The sequence below is a fragment of the Rhizobium leguminosarum bv. trifolii WSM2297 genome (genome assembly GCF_000271845.1).
In genome coordinates this window covers 1,794,364-1,812,702 of sequence record NZ_JH719395.1, presented here as the reverse complement: position 1 = coordinate 1,812,702, position 18,339 = coordinate 1,794,364, and the positions used below count along the sequence as shown (strand labels likewise).

Below are 18,339 nucleotides of genomic sequence, written 5' to 3'. Positions count from 1 at the left end.
AACGCAGGATGAAGACTATAATGGCGACGCGCACATTCCCGAGGGCCAGGTCGCCTGGCGGTCGCGACGGCGATGCCAAACACCGTCGTGGCGATCCTTCCGAACGAGAACGTCGCCGAACCATTGTACTTGCAAGCCGTTATCAAGGCGTCGGACAATCTGGACGGAGATGATGGAATGGCAAACTCCAAGCCAAAGCTCATAGGATTGAACCACATCGCCCTCGTGGTCGGCGACGTCGACGAGGCACTGCGCTTCTACGGCGCCGTCTTCTCCTTCGAACTACGCGGCTGCCACAAAGACGACGACGGCCGAGTGCAGATGGCCTTCCTGGACATGGGCGACCAGTTCCTCGCCCTTGCTCGTGGCAGGAAGCAAAGTCCCGATAAGGGCCGACACTTCGGTCTGGTAGTGGATGACCGTAGCGACGTGATGACTCTCGCCGCTGAAGCCGGTGCCACTGTTCCTGAGGGACGGCCCTTCAACTTCCTCGATCCCTGGGGAAACCACATCGAGGTCGTGGATTACCGCGACGTCCAGTTCACGAAGACGGATGCGGTCCTGAAGTCGATGGGCCTTAAGCTCGACAAGGGTCCAGAAGCTCTTGAAGAGCTCCGAAAGAAAGGGATCACGCCAAGCAAGGTCGAGGGTGCCGCGCGCGAAGTAGAAGAGCCTTCGAACGACTGGCCAGGCGCCGAACGCGAATAGTAGACCAAGTGTCGTCTGGACTCCGCCTGTATCCTTTGAGAGATCCGAGTCAATGGACGCGAAGCCAATATAGACCTACACGTTTCGCCTTCGGCGTAACCGATGTTCTCCTCCCACGTTGTCTCGCCTTCTTAATCTGTGATCGACTTTCCATGGATGAGCAGCAGGAGTTTCTCCATGGAGAGTACGTTGGAGGTTCTCACGACCAGGAAGTCTGGACGTGAGGTTCACAGGCACTGGCCAGACGAGGTGAAGGCGCAGATCGTTTCGGAGAGCTTGCGACCCGGTGCGATGGTGAACGAGGTCGCTGAGCGGTATGGCTTGAAGCCGAACCACCTGTCCAGTTTCTAGTCTGTGAATCGATCAATCGAAGTCGTGGCCTGGTAACACCGTTTACCCTTCGGCGATGATTGCGGCATTCTATTGGCCTTTCGAGCCGATGATGGAGGCGGATAATCCTCGACAGATTTTCCGTCATTGACGTTCAGGCCCGCCCGAACGAGCACTCAGTCGAGACCCGTTCGTTTCGGCCGAGTCCCGGCCATGCTAACTGCTTTCAGTTGTAGTCTGCCAAAAACCCGCTGCACATCGGGTGGCAATATTTTGCCGTTTATGCCCGGAGAATAAGCATTTCGAGGAATTCCAAGCTCTACTACTGCGCGATATTGTGGCAAGTCCGGGTGATCGAGGGCGATCGGCTCTCTGGGGACGTCTTGGATGGAGGGCAAGCCATTCGAGGCGATGGCTCCACAGTTTTGGACGCGCGACCGTATCGGGGTAGTTTGGGTTCGTCCATCGCTCAAAAGATATCGCTGCAGCTATGAGGTCGCCGATCTCAATTCGCGGAAATGCTCTGCCAATCTCTCGAGTGTGAATGCCCTGTTGAGCCCGCTCGTATTTGGAAGTACCCAGACGGACGCACCGGCAAATTTGTCGGGCTGCCGACCCCACTCGACGGTAGCTCGAGCTGCGATTGCAGCATACCCAGCTTTCCCTAGAAAAGCGAAGTTGTCGGGGGCAAGTTCTCTGATCTTTCGCTCTAGCGCAGACGCTGCGCTTAAATAATCTTGGCTTGTGAGCTCGCTGGCACTTTTCGTGGCGCGAGGCACTGCCGTCGTCAGCCCAAAGCCGTAGCTCAAGATTTCTCGCTCCTGTTCAGGCCGGAGTAAATCTGGCGTGAACCCAGCAAGATGCAGGACCCGCCAGAAACGATTGCTTCTGTTCGAGAAATTGTGGCCATCACGAACGGCCGAAAGTGCAGGGTTCAACCCGCAGAAGATCACGGAAAGCCCGGGCGCGAGAATGTCTGAGAAGCCGTTGACCCTCGCAGTCGCATCAATCACCGCGCTCATTCCATTCCGCCGTCATCTCTTAATCTGGGATGTAGACCTCGGACGCGCGTCGATCCGAGCCCAAGATAGTTGGTTCTCCAGACGACTCGCTTCCGTCATTCAGGCGGTCGAGGGATCGCCAAAGCGGCGATCTGTGTCATTGCCAGTCGGATCGTATCTGCCTGATGCAGTTCCCCGATCAGAAGTCGAAACCAGCTAAACCCGACCCAGAGGGAAAGTTTCTCATCGACGTGTTCGTAAGGGAACTCGCCACGCCCCGCCGCGGACGACAGCATCTGACGAACATCGGCAGTTCGCTCGGGCAGAAATTTATCCCGCAAGGCGCCAAGCGCTTCAGAGGTGCCCTGCGCCTCTGCAATCAAGCCTCGTAGAGCGGCACCGGCGGGGTGAGAGGCCCAAAACCGCCACAAGCTTTCTGTGTATTGAACCAGATCTTCGACCAAATTTCCCGTGTTGGGAACAGGCACAAAGGCTGACCGCTCCGCAGTATAGATCGCGACGAACAAGTCCGCTTTTGTTGGGTACCATCGATAGATCGTCGTCTTTCCTGATCCTGCCCGGCGGGCGACCTCATCGACGGAAAATCCGGCGTAACCCTTTTCCCAAATGAGTTCCTTGGCGGCTGCGAGGACGGCGGCCTCCGCTTCAGGGTTGCGGCGCGACCCGATGGACGTTCGTCTTTTGATTGAAGGTTTCGACTTGCTGACCATGAATAAGGCGTAGCTCAAATCAATATCTCTGATCAACAAAGAAACGATTGCTTGCGGTCGCATCGCGGTTTGTCCCGTGGTGGTCACCAGATACGTGGCTCCCGGGGCATGGCTGCGCCGAAAGTGGTTTTCTGACCGTCCAGGGCGGCATGATGCCGGGCGTCATTGCGAGGACAAGTACCAAGGACTCGTCCTCCCGTTCGAAAGACGGCGAGGGAAGGCTCAAGCGGCTGCCCGAGCGCCCGGTCGAGGGCCGGCCATTGGAGTTCCGTGCGCTGATCCACCACACGTCCCACACCAGTGCCCGCCCGGCTGCGAGCATGGATCGCATGGCCAGGAGGGCAGATGGGGCCCCGGCGTACAGCAGGAGATGGCATCGGTTGACAACTTCGGCCAAAAATCCGCTCATAGTCGCTTACCAATCATTTGCCGCTCACGGAGATCGCCGATTCAGGCTTGTTCGATCCGCGGGATGAAACCAGGCACGCCGGTGGTAACAACGTCATTGAACCGCACGTTCGTCGTGATTTCGTTCCGAAATTGCCGCATGGCGTCCTCCGGCAACGCGGAAATTTCGAAGTTCTCTTCAATCCGGCGCGGTTTGACGGAGGTCGTCAAGAAGGCCGTGCCGCGCTGTACGGCCCATGCCAGCGCGACTTGCGCAGGCGTCTTGTTGAGCTGCACCGCGATGGAAGTGATCACGGGATCCTCCAAAACCTTCGGATCCATTCCATGCCCCAAAGCGGCAAACGCCAACAGGACAATCCCGTGCTTGTTACAAAAATCAAGGAGTTCCCATTCGGGGAGGTATGGGTGGGATTCCACCTGCACCACCGCCGGCTTTATCCGCGCCGCTGCGACAATCTCCTTCAGCTTTTCCAGCGTCACGTCGGAAAGCCCGATCGCCCCGCACAAGCCCTCGTCGACGAGCTGCTCGAGCGCTTGCCACGTGTCGATCAACGAGAGTCCGGAATCGTAGACTATCTGACCGGTGCCATCTCTGGGATCCTGGTCATCGCCGGGTTTAAATGCGAACGGGGTATGAATGAGATAGCAATCGACATAGTCAACCTGTAGGCGCCGTCGGCTTGCCTCAAACGCACGCTTCACGCGCTCGGGACGATGATTCGTGTTCCAGAGTTTGGTGGTCACGAACACATCGCTCCGGCGAACCGTTCCCGCCGCGAAAGCTTCGCGCATGGCGTCGCCAACCACATCCTCATTTCGATACCGTTCCGCGCAATCGAGATGTCGGAACCCTACCGCGAGCGCGGCTGCAACAGCCTGCCTGGTGGCAAGCGGTTCGGGAATCAGTGTACCGAAGCCGACGGCGGGCATTGCACCGGTGCCATGGGAAAGCGGAATCCTCTTATAGCGGAGCATGTCGAGGGCTTCCATGATCTAACTCCTTCCATTCAAGGCGAAAGCGCGCCGGCGCGAGGCACCCCGCGCCGACTGCCGGACGTAAATGAGCGAAACAATACAAGGCCAGAGCGTCGAAGAGTTCCTACTTAGGGCCACTAGCCGTCCAGGCCAATTGTACCTTGGTGTCGAACGCAGATGTCGACGCGGGCGGGTTGTTCGCGCGACGATGACGAGGTCCATTTCAAAGTTCCTTATTTAGAAAGGCGAGAAATTCGCGGATGGTTTGGTCGTTGCGGCTATAGAACACCCACTGGCCAACGCGCCGCGTGGAGACCAGGCCGGCGCGCTGAAGTACGCCCAGATGAGAGGAGACGGTCGACTGAGAAAGACCGGATCGCTCGAATTGGCTTGCGCTGACCCCCATCTCCAGCGGTTGTTCTTGAGCTTGGAAATGCTCTTTTGGGCGCTTTAGCCACCGCAGGATTTCCACCCGTGTTTGATTGGAAAGCGCCTTGAGAATCTGATGTCCGTCCATGGCGCGCCCGCTATGCCGGTTGATTGTGCGAGGACGACGTCGTCAGCGGATGTGGTGGCGAGGCGGTCATCAACGAGACGACAAACAGTCCAGCGATCGCAGCGACAAATGTGATCCAGAAGCCGTCTATGTAAGCTTGCACATGGGCCTCCCTCTGGATGATGCCGGCAAGTACGCCAACACCGCGTTTTACGACATCAGCTTGAGAACCCCCCGTCTCCAAGCCGGAGCCCAACCGAATGAGCATCGAGTTCCACCCGGGCGTCGCCCCGGTGACATGCAGCCCGATCAGGTATGAATGCAGTTGTTCACGCTGACGCACCCACGTCGTCATCGCGGTTGCAACCGTCTCTGAACACATCAAGCGAACAACCTGAACATAGGCGGTAAGAGCGATGGCGCGGGCTGGATTTACATTGCTGAACAAGGTCGCGACGGCGGCCATGAACACGATTTCCTCGCCAAACGTCTGTAGGACGATGATCAGCCTGAACTCCGGAAGCGACCACAGATTGGTCAATTGCGTGCCCAGCCACGCCGAAAACGCGAAACAAATGAATCCTATCATTAGCGTGGTCCGTTGTTTGACGCTCCGCACGAGAGCCACTGCGGTGGCGGTCGCCGTTGCAAGCAGGAGGACGCAATAGGGCATCGAGAAGTCGCCGATCTGCTCCGGACGCAGATGCGCCACGTTGACCAGGAAATTGGGCTCCAGCAGAGAGCTTCCAAGGCTGGCGGTCATGAAGCAGGCGATGGCGGCGAAGCCGAGCGCGATGTTGCGCGAAAAAAGGATCGAAACGTGCGCCCAGGGCTCCGTGACGCGGGATTCGTGCCACAGGAAGACGACAGCCTGAAACGCCGCGGCTGACAGAAGGGTTACGACGAGGCCGGATCGAAACCAATCCAGGCGGTTGCCTTGGTCAAGGGCGAAATAGAGTGTCGTCAAGGCCGTGCCGAAGATCGCCATCCCACCCCAATCGGCGCGTTTGAGGAGTTCCCGATCAATCTCGGTCGGCCTCCCGCCGAGCCAGAAGAGGATGCCGATCACTGGCGCGACAATTGCTCCTTGCCAGTACAGCCATTGCCATCCGATGGTCTGAGAGTAACTGCCCGCAGTATAAAGACCCAGATTCTGCGCGAATGGAATTCTGAGAACGTAGAATGCGAGTGCAAATATCCAGAACTTTCGGTCCAGATTACGAAACGCCGTCATCAGTGTGGCGCCAACGAAGAGGCCCAGCAGGATCGCCCTGACAGCGTGGAGCGCCACCAGAATCTCGAAGTTGCTAACGAAAGGGATGAGTATCGAGACAACCGAATAGAGGACGGTTGGTCCGACCATCATCCGTTTCACTCCGAAAGCCGCGATCAGCCATCCCACCGACGGCGCAATAAGAACCTGCGGCGCCGTCGCAAAGGTTGCCAGCCAAGATCCTTCGTCGAAGCTTAAGCCGAATGCACCACGTAGGTCGGACAGTCCAATGCTGGCCGTGCGCACGTCGAAAGCAGTCAGAATCGACGACATGACCATGGCCACGGCGATAAAGCCTTGTCGCGGCAAATCCCCTGGAGACTGAAACCTAGGCATCATTTCCCCCTTTGCGTGTGGTGATGTGCGTTACGACGGACATGCCGGGCCGGAGTCGGTCAAAGTTGGTTTGCGTCGGATCGAGCTCGATACGTACAGTCAGACGTTGGGCGATTTTGGTGAAGTTTCCGGTCGCGTTATCCGGGGGCAGGAGCGCAAAGGTCGATCCGCTCGCAGGAGATATTTTCGAAACGGTTCCGTGGAGCATTTCGCCTGGAAGCAGGTCGACCGAAATGTCGACGGGCTGTCCTTCCCGGACCCAGGCCAACTGGTTTTCCTTATAATTTGCGAGAATGTAGATACGCGGTAATGGCACGATTGAGATCATGCTCGTACCGGCGCTGACGTAGTTTCCAAGTTGAACGTTGCGTCGTGCGACGACCCCGTCGACGGGTGCGCGTACGTCCGCGTAGCTCAGCTCGAGTTCGTTGGCGGCCACTTCCGCTGCTGCGGTATCGACGTTCGCCTGCAGCGCTTTGCGTTGTTTCGCAAGGATGTCCAGTTGCGCGCGTTGTGCTGCGACCGTCGCTTCCGTCAACTTGGAATTGGCAAGGGCGCGATCGTGGGCCGCAGTCGCCTTTTCCAGGTTTTGAAGCGAACTTGCACCGCTTTCGAGGCCGAGCCTGGTCTGACGGCGCCACTCTTTGTCCGTCTCGATCTCGTCAGCTTCGGAAGCTTGCCGCTGGGCCATCGCAACGTCGATCTGGGCGAGTTGGAACGAGCGCTGGCTATCATTGTTCGCCAACTGCGCCAGAGCAGCCTCTAACCTTGCCTTCGAGGCGCGGAGCGCGACTTCATAAGGGGCGTGATCGATAGAGAACAGCAAGTCTCCGGCTTTGACATGTGCATAGTCGCCCACGGTGACCAGCTCGATCGTGCCGCTTACGCGGGCGCCCACGGAGGAGACGTCCGCATAGACGGCCGCGTCGTCCGTAGATTGGACGGTCTGGCCGGCGATCCAGGAATCCCAATTTGCTCCGGCGCCGGCGATCACTGCCAATGCGACTCCGATCGCCGATATCGGCACGAGGAGCGATCTCACGTCGGCCGTTCTTGCCGAAGGGGTTGGGGAGGGCGCGGGCGGCAGCGTCTCTTGCTGAGGGACAGGATCCAATGCCGTTGCGTTCATCGGGTTCGGCAAAGGTTCGTTCAGTCGGTTCTTCGTTTTCGACAAGGGCATTTTTTTCGTCCCTTCCAAAGGACTTACAGATCCGGAACTCGTTCACCCACATCGGCGTAATTATCCGATCGTCGATGCGCCCAGCGCCTCGACGTCTTGGTGGAACTCGGAGTGTTGTTTCCAAAAACCTCTAAGATCGGCGAGATCAGAAGAGGTGCTGCTTATATAGACGATCCGTATCGTTTCATCAAGGACTCAATCTGAATATTGCGAAGCGTTTGGACTGGCGGCGGCGTGGGCGTCTGAAGAGGTTTCGGCGCGGGGGGCCCCGGTCGGGCACAAGCACCGGCTAATGATCTTATCGCGCGCAGTCGGAAAAGGACACGAAGCGAAGGTATCGGTGATACCATCGTATAATGGATTGCGGACGCCTTCAGTTGTTCTCTGTCTCGACGGTTCATGCAGTCGTGAAGGCAGCCGACCGAAAGGGTCCTTGGAGGTCGAGTCGTCTGTTCGGACGATCAATCGAAATGAATCGCCTTTTGATCATCGCCGGAGAGCACAGCCATGATACGTCTGCTTTCGATCAACGTCGGCTTGCCGCGGGACGTCCAATGGCAAGGCAGGACGGTCAACACTGCCGTCTGGAAGTCGCCTGTGGAGGGACGGCGAATAGTCCGGCGCCTGAACATCGAAGGCGACGGGCAGGCCGACCTTGCCGGACACGGCGGCGAACATCGGGCGGTGTTCGTCTACCAAATCGATTCCTATCGCTATTGGGAAAAGCACCTGGGGCGCCGCGACTTCGTCTATGGCCAGTTTGGAGAAAATTTCACCGTCGACGGCTTGGCGGATACAGAGGTCTGCATCGGAGACCGGTACCGTATCGGCGCCGCCCTTTTTGAGGTCACACAGCCGCGTGTCACCTGCTACCGATTGGGTATCAGAATGGAGGTTCCGGAAATGGCCGCACTCGTGGTTAGCCACGGAAGGCCTGGCTTTTATTTCCGTGTCCTGGAAGAAGGGGAAGTTCAGGCGGGCGATGAAATTGCGAAAGTGGCCTCGGGCACCGAGGGCACCGAGGGCATGACCGTGGCCGAGATCAATTCTCTTCTTTACAAGCCGCCTCACCCTCGCGACATGCTTGAGCGCGCAATGCGGATCCCGGAACTGAGCACCGGATGGCGAAGGTCCTTCGGGGCCTTGCTGTCGCAGTCCGAAAACGAGGGCGCGCCGAGCGGAAACGCCGGACTGACGGGACCTTCCTATATGGCTCCTGCTTGGGCGGGTTTTCGTTCGCTTCGCGTGTTGCGCAAGGTGCGTGAGACCGACAGCGTGACGTCTCTCGTTCTCGAGCCGAGCGACGGCCAGCAGGTAACAACGTTCCTTCCAGGACAGTTCGTCGTATTACGGCTACGACCCCGATCAGGGCCAACCATTTTGCGCAGCTATTCGCTCTCGGGTGGCGCGAGTCTTGGTCGCTACCGCGTGAGCGTCAAGCGCGAGGGGCATGGACTTGCGAGCAAGTTCATTGCCGAAAATGTGGATGCTGGCGACCTCGTGGAAATGAGCGCCCCGCGCGGCGACTTCAAACTGTTGCCAGGCGAGGCACCGATCGTACTGCTGAGCGCCGGTATTGGCGCGACGCCGTTGCTCGCCATGCTTCACGCGCTGGCTAGTGAGACTTCGACGAGGAGGATCTGGTGGATATATGGCGCGCGCAACGGCCGCGAGCATCCTTTCGCCGAAGAGGTGGACGAACTGCTCAGCCGGCTGCGCAACACTCATCGGCACATATGCTACAGCGCGCCCGACCCTGGTGATCAACAGGGCAAGGACTACAACGGCACTGGTCGTATGGATGTGGCAATGCTGGAAAGGCTTGGCCTGCCATTGGACGCCGACTTTTATCTTTGCGGACCGATGGGGTTCATGAAGGACCTGACGGCCGGTCTCCTGGGACTCGGGGTTGAGCAACGTCGCATCCACACCGAAGTTTTCGGGGCAGGCCCGTCAGTCACTCCAGGCATCGCGGCCTCCCAGCAACAGCGGCCCCATGTACCCGCAGGGCCGGCAGGTTCGGGACCCTTGGTTTCGTTCGCCCGGACCGGTCTCAATGTGCCCTGGGGCGCGACGTACCCAAGCCTCCTTGAGATGGCCGAGGCTTGTGACATTCCCGTTCGATGGTCCTGCCGTACCGGCGTCTGCCACACGTGCGAAACCGGAATCGTCTCTGGATGTGTTTCTTATAGCCCAGAACCGATCGATGCGCCTGCGAATGGAAACGTGCTGCTCTGCTGCTCGAGGCCGGTGGGCGACGTTGTGATCGATCTGTAACGAAAGAATGGCCATGAAACGAAATGAGAAGGGAAGGATAGAAGATGAGATCGGACATCGCACCGGGAGCCGTCCTTCCGGATTATGAGCTGAGCGATCATACGGGCAAGCGTCGAAAACTCTCAGAGTTACAGGGATGGCAACCCATGGTGCTGGTCCTTAGCCGCGGCAGCTTTTGTCCCAAGGACCGCCGTCAAGCCGAAGGTCTGCTGCAACTCCATCGCGAGATGGAGGTCGGATATTGCACCATGGTGACGATCAGTACCGACAGCATCGCCGAAACGCACGAGTTTCGCAGCGGTGTCGGCGCCCATTGGCCATTTCTTTCCGATGCAAGGCGCATCGTCCAGAAGGATCTGGACATCGCCGAATATACGGATCCCCATCACAATCCAATGATCCCGCATGTCATCGTGGTGGAGCCAGGCCTCATCATTTACAAGATCTACAACGGGTACTGGTTCTTCGGCCGACCGACCGTCGAAGATCTTCGACAGGATTTGCGGGCGGTCTGCAGAAAGTGCCTTCCGGACTGGGACATCATGCAGCCCGAACTGCGGCTGGCATGGCAGCAAGGACGCAAGGAGCTGTTCTACCCCTATGGCAAATCCTTCGTAGAGATACTTGGCGACGAGGGCTGAGTCCTCGAGAGCGGTAACGCCGGAGCAGAAGGACCCATTCATGGAACGAATTCATCCGGATGACCTACCCCTATGTTCCGAGGAGATCGCCGTTTGCCAACGTGCGTTGGAGATAGTGAACCTAGAGAATGGCTTTGAAAGGGCTTCGGACGAAAGCGACTTTCTGGCATGGCGGGTGATCGGCTTCTACCGGCGAGGCGTGCAGGACCCTGGTGAACTCGTTAGACTGCTCAGACAATCCGCCGCACGGATCGCGTGACCGAAACGACGCCGGATTGACCGACCGCTAGGTTAATCCGATCAAACATATCTTGCCTGTAAGCGATACGCCCAAATGCGATTGGACCTGTCCATGGAGCAGACTATGTTCAATCGTGCAATCCGATAGCTTCCACCGACCGACATGCCAACCAGAACAGGCATCCATTCATGACCAAAGGTTCCGATCTCCTAGTCGCCGCACTTGCGAACGAGGGCGTTCAGCGCATCTTCGGCATTCCCGGCGAAGAAAATCTCGACGTCGTCGAGTCCATTCGCAAATCATCAATCCAGCTCGTGCTCACACGGCACGAACAGGCGGCAGCCTTCATGGCCGCGACATATGGCCGTCTGACTGGCAAACCGGGCGTGTGCTTGACGACGCTCGGACCAGGTGCGCTAAACCTTTCGACAGGCGCGGCCTACGCGCTGCTGGGGGCGATGCCGATGGTGATGATCACTGGCCAGAAAGGCGTACTGTCGTCCCGTCAGGCCCGCTTCCAGGTAGTCGATGTCGTGGCATCGATGAAGCCGCTCACCAAGCTCACGCGGCAGATCGTGTCGCCCCATATGATCCCAACTATGGTGAGGGAGGCGTTCCGGATCGCACAGGAGGAGAGACCGGGACCGGTTCATCTCGAGCTTCCGGAAGACATTGCGGCGGAAGAATGCGAGGACGTGGCGCTGGTGGCGCCGCACCAACTCGAACTGCCAACCGCAAGCGACGCTGCGCTCGACCGCGCGGCCGCCCTCATCATGGCTGCCAAGCGGCCGCTGCTGATGTTCGGAGCGGCTTCCTCCCGGCCCCGATCGACATCCGAAATCGCGCAGTTCGTCACAAGAACCCGCATTCCGTTCTTCACGACCCAGATGGGGAAGGGGACGGTCCCGGGCGGGACCGAACTCTACATGGGCACCGCAGCTCTGTCGGAGCGCGACTATGTCCACGAGGCGATCGAGCAGGCCGATCTTATCGTCACGATCGGGCACGACACCATCGAAAAGCCCCCCTTCATCATGGGCAAGGGGGGGCCGAGCGTCGTTCATGTCGGATACCAGCCAGCGACCGTCGAGCAGGTCTACTTTCCGCAGGCCGAGATCATCGGCGACATGGGGCCATCGCTGAAAGCCCTTGCAGATCGCGTAGAAGGAAGGCTGCCCAACGCAGGCGCTCTCCTTTACTTGCGGCCACGCATTCTGGAGCGCCTTGCAGCAAGGGCGACGGAGGAGCGTTTTACACCCCAGCGCCTCGTCCACGACATTCGCGAGGTCATGCCGGATGACGGTATCCTCGCACTCGACAATGGCATGTACAAGATATGGTTTGCCCGCAACTACAGGACCCGCATGGCAAATACCCTGTTGCTGGACAATGCTCTTGCAACGATGGGGGCTGGGCTTCCGTCCGCCATGGTGGCCTCGATGCTTTATCCGCAGCGGCGCGTCATGGCGATCTGCGGCGACGGCGGATTCATGATGAATTCGCAGGAGCTGGAGACGGCGGTCCGGCTGAAGCTCAACCTCGTCGTCCTCGTGATCGAGGACAATGCGTACGGAATGATCCGCTGGAAACAGGCCGTCGATGAGTTTCCGGATTTCGGCATGACGTTCGGCAATCCGGATTTCGTCAAGTATGCCGAATCCTACGGCGCCAAGGCTACGAGGGTCGATGACATCAGGGGGTTCAAGAACAGCCTCGAAGCTGCGTTCAACGGCGGAGGTGTCCATCTCGTCAACGTTCCTGTGGACTACTCGGAAAATGAACGGGTGCTGGTCAAGGAGCTTCGAGAACGGCTGCCGGTAACATCGGAGACGTAAGATGTCGCCTCTTTAAAGATTTTTCAGGCGTTCGATTGCGAACTCATCGGGGATGTTGCAGCCGAAGGCGCCGCGACCGTCGACCGCAAGATCGGCATCGCCAGCAAAGCTTTCGACGACCGGGACGCGTGGCCTACCGTGCATAGACGTCGATTCCGGGGAAAAGGCGTCAGAGCTCTTAAGGAAGAGCAGCGACCGTTTGCCATGACAATCACAAGTGAAGGCGGAAAGCAGCCAGACGCAATCAACGCATCATGCGAGCGATTGACGGGTTCACCGCCCTGAGAACCGCGCAAGGATTCGATCCCTCGTGAACGCCCGCGCATCAAAACGGCCGGCCGTCGAGACCGGCCGTGTCGAATCCATTGGCGTACGAGCTATTCCTCACTTGTCCGCCAAGCTCTGCGTGTAATGAGCCAGTCTGCCCTCGACATCCGCATTTGTTTGAAGCCCCAGCTCCATCAGCTTCCCGATCTTTGCCTGCGCTACCGGACGTTGCACCGACGTGATGAAGGCATCCCATCCGGCGCCAATCTCCGGATCCGAGGGAAGGCTTGCGAAATCGACGAGCCGTTTGGTGTCCGCGATCGCCTGGCGGTCGAAACCTGATATTCTCAGAGCAAGAGCGTCGACGAACCCATCCAACTGATCGTCGGGCAGCGAGCGATTGACGTAACCATACCTTTCTGCGAGATCTCCGTCGATGTCGTCCGCCCCTAAAAGGACCTCAAGTGCTCGTCCGCGCCCCATCAATCGGGGAAGCCTGGCCATCGGACCGCCACCAGGCACAAGTCCGGCCCCGACTTCCCATTGAGACAGGATAGCCTTCTCGCGGCTCGCGAAGCGCATGTCGCTCGCAAGCGCCAGTTCGCTGCCGACTCCCGTCGCTCTACCGCGGATAAGACTGATGGAAACGACCGGCGATTTACTCAGCCGTACCAGCATGTCGGGCAGGGGATGAAGACCGGTCGGTCCGGGCGGCAAGCCGGTGGAGTCCGCCAACGGCGGCGTGAAGTTGTAGTGGGTGAGGAAAAATCCTGGAACTGCGCTGTCGAAGACCACGACCTTGAGTTTTGGATCGGTTTCGATTGCCGAAATCACTTTTTCGAGTTGAGGGATATTTTCAGGCCCGAAGATGTTGAACGGCGGATTGTCGAAGGTAACGCGCCAGTAGCCGGGCGTGCGCCGATCGATCCTGATCTGTTGTGATGCCTCACCTTGTAATTTCGTTTGTTCAGCTGAGTTGGCTTTCACAGGGGTCGTTGCTTCGCCTGCAAGTGCAAATGCGGGAAGCATCAGCAACGCCGCTGCGCCAATGAACTTTGATGGCCTTGCAACGTGGCGGAGATTCGGGCCGGGGCCGACCCTTGCATGCGTCTCGATGTTCATGATTGCCTCCATCTCTTCGGTTGATGAATAGAAGGTTTACTACCGCGCGACCTCGAAAATGAGCTCGATCTCCACAGGCATCCCCAACGGCAAGCTGGCGACGCCTAACACGACGCGCGGGGGTATTTTCTCGGCCCCGAAGATGTCCCGGAGCAGTTCGGATGCGCCGTCGGCGACCTTGGGGTGCTCCTGAAAATGTTCCGCAGTGGAGATGTAGACGCCGAGCTTGGCGATGCGGCCTATCGCCTCCAATGTGCCCAAATGGGATTTCGCGGCGGCCAGGCCGCTCAGGCAGGCCACCCTCGCGGCGTCGTAGCCTTCCGATAGAGTAAGCTCGGTACCGACCCGCCCCGTGTATTTCGGCTCGTGACCGATCACCGGCAGCATGCCGCTCAGGAACAGCAGCGACCCGCACTGAATGGCCTCGACATAGGCGCCGAACGGGGTCGGTGGAGGAGGGAGAGAGATGCCCAGTTCCAGCAGCCGGCGCTCCGGGCCTCCGGCCGCTTGCGGCGCGCCTACCATTTTCCAAGATGTGCGCCGTTGTCGACGTGCAGCACCTCCCCGGTGATACCGGCCGCTTCGGTCAGATACACGACTGCGTTGACGATCTCCTGGACGCCGGAAATTGTGCCCATCGGCGACAGCGTTTTGAGAAAGTCTTTGGGATCGTTTTCGTGTAACGGCGTATCGACGATGCCTGGCGCGACCGCGTTCACCCGGATATTGTCTTTCGCAAATTCCATCGCCAGATTCTTCGTGATGGCGTTGATGCCGCCTTTGGTGATCATGGCTACCGAGGCGGTGACCCCGGCGATGGGATGATCAGTCAGGGAAGTCGTTATGCTGACGATGCTGCCCCCGGTTCGTTGACGGAGCATCTGCCTGACTGCGAGTTGAGTGAGATGGATGAATCCCTCGACGTTCGTCGAGGAAAGCCGCCGGAAATCGTCGATCGTGTATTCCAGAAACGGCTTGGTCAGAAAGATGCCAGCGTTGTTGACGAGTGCATCGATCGATCCGAATTTGTCTATCGCCACGCCTGCCACTTTTTCGGCCGTATTGGGGTCGCCGATGTCGCCGTCGACGAGTGCCACCGGACTTGAACGATCGAATCCAGACGTCTCGCTGATGCGTCGCGACGTCGCGACGACATTGTAGCCCCGCTCAAGAAACGTTCTCACCATCCCTGCGCCAATTCCTTGGGATGCGCCGGTAATCAGGATTGTCTTCTGCGAACTCATTCCTGCCTCCATGGATGCCGAATTTTACGAGACGCCGAAGCTCCTCGCCAGCCGTCTGCGCAGCGGGCGTTCAGGGCTTATCCCATAGAATTCCAGTGTTGATGTTTAGGCGTCTCGGGTCTGGCTACTTCCGTACTGCGCCGGATTTAACCGGTTGCTTGACCGCAAAGACGATCGCGCGAAACCTTACAAAAGACCATTGTACCAAGGTGTCGCCGATACCTTTGGATAGGTGGATACCAAACTGCCTTAGAAGGATGGCGATGCCAACGAAGGGACAGAAAAGGTTTCGCGATGGGAACGGCGCTGTACACCACACGTCACGATGCTCTCTCAGGCCGCTCGCAAGGCGAGCGAATGTGAAAGAACGGAACCGCAAGGAAAAGAGCAGCCGATATCGCATCCGCGGAGGCGACGGATCTGCTTCGCAGCCTTCGCCTCGGCGACAAAGGGGCTAGTACCTCAGTGTGTGGCGCAGAGCTGTGCGAGACCCGCTCGTGTAGCAGACTGCGAAAACTCGTCGAATTCGAAATGGAACGTCCCTGGAATACGAAGCCTATAGGTGCCGAATTTGAAATACGGCCCAGCAAGGGGAAAGTTGTCCTTCTTCTTCAGCGTCGCGCCGATGTTGCCTTTGACCGAGACGATCTTCTGACCGTTCGCCCAGACGTCGATTTCGGCGGCCCGACGTGGTCCGTATTCATTGTCGGTTCGGCCCGGCTTCACGCGATAGATCATGTCGACCCAATCCTTGCGCGGATCGGGCAGCGGGCGGTTCGCTTCCGGAACGATCTCGATGTCCGCCTTGCCGATGTACTTTTCGGGCTCGGCGACGAACGAAAGGGACCGGAATTGAGAAACCAGGTCGCCGTTTTCATGAAGGCCGAGAGCCTCCGACAGGGCCTTCGCGTCTCCGCCCTTCGCTTCCGGTCCCATACTCTGCATTAGACTCTGGCTGAAAAACTGCTTCGAGACTTCCGGAGCGTTCCTGCTGATCAGGTCGAGCGACTGCAGGGACTTGATAGCATTCACGTTCTGCTCGTTGAACTCTAGGTTTCCAAGTAGGTTCTGCGCGCTGAGGAGGGCGTCGGGATCACCCTCCGCCTTGGCGATCACACGTCGGACATCGTTGTCCTGGACCGTGATATGGAAGACGCCGTTGTCGAAGCGCTGCGCGATCATTGGGCTACTGTCTCCCGGACCTTTCCATTGCCCGATGACGGATCGTGCGCTGCCCTTGGATGGTACGTCACCTGTGATCTTGAAGCTGAACGAGAACCATACCTCATCGCCGAAATTCGGCCAGGTCTTCTTGACTGTGCGAAGTTCTGCCCTCTGGCAGTCGTCTTCGCATTCGAGGCCGTCGTCGCCGTCTTTCGTGACGATGTCGATCGCAGCGTTCCCGCAGCGCCCAGGTTTGGTGAACTCGATCTGGCGCGAGAGAACCTGCTGTGTCGTCCACTTTGAGGGATCCACTTTGGAGCCGTCGAAGTGGTCATCCAGTCCGGCAGCAGCGCACGCGACGCCGCTCAGACTCATCATAGCTGTAAGTAAGATCGATCTCATCCGTGTCCCCCCAGATCAATGAGACGCAAAATTGATAGCACGTTCGCTGTAAAGTTGAATATCGGCTCGTTGGACTTTTTCGGGTGTAACTTCTGTGACAAACGGATTCTGCGAATCGAGCACGTTCAGATACCCTCCCTCTCCAATCCGCGTCCCACCTTTGAGCAGAGACAACGTGGAGCCCTGTTACTGGTTACGTTATAACTCCGTACCGCCGCCCCAGCTTCTCAAGGAGGCCAACCGTTCTGTCGATCTGCTCATACGAATGAGATTCGTTCAGAATGAACCGGAACCTGACCTCCGAATGTTTCACGACGGGGTAGGCCACCGATGTCGTGAAAATTCCCTCGTGAAACATATCCTGCCCCATCCTTAGAAGGGTGTCGGAGTCACGAATGAAGACGGGGATGATAGGACTGGTGCCTTGCCCGATATCTAGCCCGAGATCACGAAGCTTTCCGCGCATGTATGAGACCTTCGACCACAGGGATTGCAGTAAGTGTGGCGTCTCTTCGATGACGTCCATTGCCGCGATGATCGCCGCGACGTCGGCGGGAGGGATTGCGGCCTGAAAGAGGTAGGCGTTGGCTTCGACTTGAACGAACGTTTTGAAGGCGTGGCTCGTGGCGACTACTCCGCCGATCGCAGCCGTGCTCTTGGAGAGCGTCGTCATGACGAAGTCCACATGATCCGTCAGACCGAGTTTCCTGCAAAGCGTCCGCTCCGGGTGGAGACCAAACGAATGGGCCTCATCGACGAAGAGCAGAAAATCGTGCTGGGATTTGAGATCGCATATTGCCTGAAGGCGGGATTCCTCGCCGGACATCGAATAGATTGATTCAACGACTACGAAGACGTTCTCATATTGGCCAGCATATCGGTCGAGCTTTCGCGCCAGATCGCTGATGTCGTTGTGTCTGAATGGCAAGAATTTCGCGCCTGAGAGCTTGATGCCGTCGATGATGGATGCGTGGCACTCGCGATCGAACAGGACGAAGCAGGACGGTCCCTTTGCTAACCCTGATATAGCTCCCACGTTGGCGCTATACCCCGTCGGGAAAAGCAAAGCCGCCTCTTTGCCCAGCCATGACGCTAATCGCTTTTCAGCTTGCTTGTGGAGGCTGCAGTGCCCACCGCTCATCGCAGAGGTGCCACACCCGGTTCCGAACTGCTGCAGGGCTTTCGAAGCGGCGTCGACCACCGTGGGATGACGATTGAGCCCGAGGTAATGGTTGACTGGCCAGATGATGCAATCCCGCTCCACCGTGTAAGCGTCGCTTTTCACCACCCCGGCTGAATTGCTACCTCTCTCGGTGAAGTTGTCGTAACACCAGACGCCTGAAATCGACTGCTGGCTCTTCACTTCGTGGTATGCATCTGCAACCGCCGTCACCTTCGAAATTCCGAGGTCTTGGCAATCTCTACGTACAAGGCCAATCTGGCGGTTATCGCCCGCCACCATTGTGGCGAGATCATGATCGCCGAGAGCTACTTTAAGTTTTTCAAGCATGACGTCCCCTATAAATTCGCGCTTAAATTTCAATCATCGATGGGCGTTGCCACAAAGGACAGAGGATGCCGCATAGTGCGACGGTCGCTTGTTTCCGCTGGCGTGCGGCCTGCGGAAACTGCGAAAAACCATCTGAGACCCTTGCGGTGGCAAGCCTTGAACCGTGAGGTGTGTTTGCCCGACTTTTCCAAGGGGGAT

The 18,339-nt window shown here is 58.1% G+C and carries 17 protein-coding genes; 6 read left to right on the top strand and 11 right to left on the bottom strand.

The annotated features are described in order from the left end of the window. Positions 1-72: 72 nt before the first annotated feature. Together RLEG4DRAFT_RS24235 and RLEG4DRAFT_RS24230 are read left to right on the top strand one after the other, a co-directional pair. Positions 73-708 (top strand): VOC family protein, encoded by a 636-nt coding sequence (locus tag RLEG4DRAFT_RS24235; protein WP_003580730.1) that lies wholly within the window; start codon positions 73-75, stop codon positions 706-708. Between the two features lie 177 nt (positions 709-885). Further along, the gene (locus RLEG4DRAFT_RS24230; RefSeq protein ID WP_003580727.1) at positions 886-1,059 is read left to right on the top strand and encodes a transposase; all 174 of its coding nucleotides are present in this window, start codon (positions 886-888) and stop codon (positions 1,057-1,059) included. Positions 1,060-1,526: 467 nt separating this feature from the next. Here RLEG4DRAFT_RS24230 and mug read toward each other — a convergent pair whose 3' ends face one another. The 6 genes from mug to RLEG4DRAFT_RS24200 all read right to left on the bottom strand — a co-directional run bounded on the left by mug (position 1,527) and on the right by RLEG4DRAFT_RS24200 (position 7,438). Continuing rightward, positions 1,527-2,060, bottom strand: a complete 534-nt coding sequence (mug, locus tag RLEG4DRAFT_RS24225) for a G/U mismatch-specific DNA glycosylase (protein WP_003580725.1) — start codon at positions 2,058-2,060, stop codon at positions 1,527-1,529. A 95-nt stretch (positions 2,061-2,155) separates the two neighbouring features. Beyond that, a complete protein-coding gene (locus RLEG4DRAFT_RS24220; RefSeq protein ID WP_245277980.1) occupies positions 2,156-2,857 on the bottom strand; it encodes a TetR/AcrR family transcriptional regulator in 702 nt (233 codons plus the stop codon). A gap of 363 nt (positions 2,858-3,220) precedes the next feature. Further along, on the bottom strand, positions 3,221-4,168 hold the full coding sequence (locus RLEG4DRAFT_RS24215; RefSeq protein WP_003580721.1) for an aldo/keto reductase: 948 nt from the start codon (positions 4,166-4,168) through the stop codon (positions 3,221-3,223). 208 nt (positions 4,169-4,376) lie between these two features. After that, positions 4,377-4,670, bottom strand: a complete 294-nt coding sequence (locus RLEG4DRAFT_RS24210; protein ID WP_003580719.1) for an ArsR/SmtB family transcription factor — start codon at positions 4,668-4,670, stop codon at positions 4,377-4,379. A gap of 10 nt (positions 4,671-4,680) precedes the next feature. Then, entirely contained in the window at positions 4,681-6,195 is a 1,515-nt protein-coding gene (locus tag RLEG4DRAFT_RS24205; protein WP_245277979.1) for an MFS transporter, read from the bottom strand. 55 nt (positions 6,196-6,250) lie between these two features. Beyond that, entirely contained in the window at positions 6,251-7,438 is a 1,188-nt protein-coding gene (locus tag RLEG4DRAFT_RS24200) for an HlyD family secretion protein (protein WP_003580715.1), read from the bottom strand. 507 nt (positions 7,439-7,945) lie between these two features. Here RLEG4DRAFT_RS24200 and RLEG4DRAFT_RS24195 point away from each other — a divergent pair. The 4 genes from RLEG4DRAFT_RS24195 (at position 7,946) to RLEG4DRAFT_RS64455 (ending at position 12,717) form a co-directional block, all read left to right on the top strand. Next, the gene (locus tag RLEG4DRAFT_RS24195) at positions 7,946-9,715 is read left to right on the top strand and encodes an MOSC and FAD-binding oxidoreductase domain-containing protein (RefSeq protein ID WP_003580713.1); all 1,770 of its coding nucleotides are present in this window, start codon (positions 7,946-7,948) and stop codon (positions 9,713-9,715) included. 44 nt (positions 9,716-9,759) lie between these two features. Next, positions 9,760-10,356, top strand: coding sequence for a peroxiredoxin family protein (locus tag RLEG4DRAFT_RS24190; protein WP_003580712.1), 597 nt, complete (start codon positions 9,760-9,762; stop codon positions 10,354-10,356). Positions 10,357-10,785: 429 nt separating this feature from the next. Continuing rightward, on the top strand, positions 10,786-12,432 hold the full coding sequence (locus RLEG4DRAFT_RS24180; protein WP_003580710.1) for an acetolactate synthase large subunit: 1,647 nt from the start codon (positions 10,786-10,788) through the stop codon (positions 12,430-12,432). Between the two features lie 18 nt (positions 12,433-12,450). After that, on the top strand, positions 12,451-12,717 hold the full coding sequence (locus RLEG4DRAFT_RS64455) for an aldehyde dehydrogenase family protein (RefSeq protein ID WP_125869689.1): 267 nt from the start codon (positions 12,451-12,453) through the stop codon (positions 12,715-12,717). Between the two features lie 99 nt (positions 12,718-12,816). Here the strand turns inward: RLEG4DRAFT_RS64455 and RLEG4DRAFT_RS24175 are convergent, their stop codons facing one another. The 5 genes from RLEG4DRAFT_RS24175 to RLEG4DRAFT_RS24155 form a co-directional block, all read right to left on the bottom strand. Then, a complete protein-coding gene (locus RLEG4DRAFT_RS24175; RefSeq protein WP_003580709.1) occupies positions 12,817-13,821 on the bottom strand; it encodes an enoyl-CoA hydratase/isomerase family protein in 1,005 nt (334 codons plus the stop codon). A 39-nt stretch (positions 13,822-13,860) separates the two neighbouring features. Beyond that, complete coding sequence (locus RLEG4DRAFT_RS24170; protein WP_003580708.1) at positions 13,861-14,346, bottom strand: RidA family protein; 486 nt, start codon at positions 14,344-14,346, stop codon at positions 13,861-13,863. After that, on the bottom strand, positions 14,340-15,065 hold the full coding sequence (locus RLEG4DRAFT_RS24165; protein WP_003580707.1) for an SDR family NAD(P)-dependent oxidoreductase: 726 nt from the start codon (positions 15,063-15,065) through the stop codon (positions 14,340-14,342). The genes RLEG4DRAFT_RS24170 and RLEG4DRAFT_RS24165 overlap by 7 nt, the downstream gene beginning before the upstream one ends. Positions 15,066-15,527: 462 nt before the next feature. Next, complete coding sequence (locus RLEG4DRAFT_RS24160) at positions 15,528-16,631, bottom strand: heparin lyase I family protein (protein WP_003580706.1); 1,104 nt, start codon at positions 16,629-16,631, stop codon at positions 15,528-15,530. A gap of 193 nt (positions 16,632-16,824) precedes the next feature. Further along, positions 16,825-18,141: an aminotransferase class I/II-fold pyridoxal phosphate-dependent enzyme gene (locus RLEG4DRAFT_RS24155; protein ID WP_003580705.1), complete on the bottom strand. Its 1,317-nt coding sequence runs from the start codon at positions 18,139-18,141 to the stop codon at positions 16,825-16,827. Between the last annotated feature and the right edge of the window lie 198 nt (positions 18,142-18,339).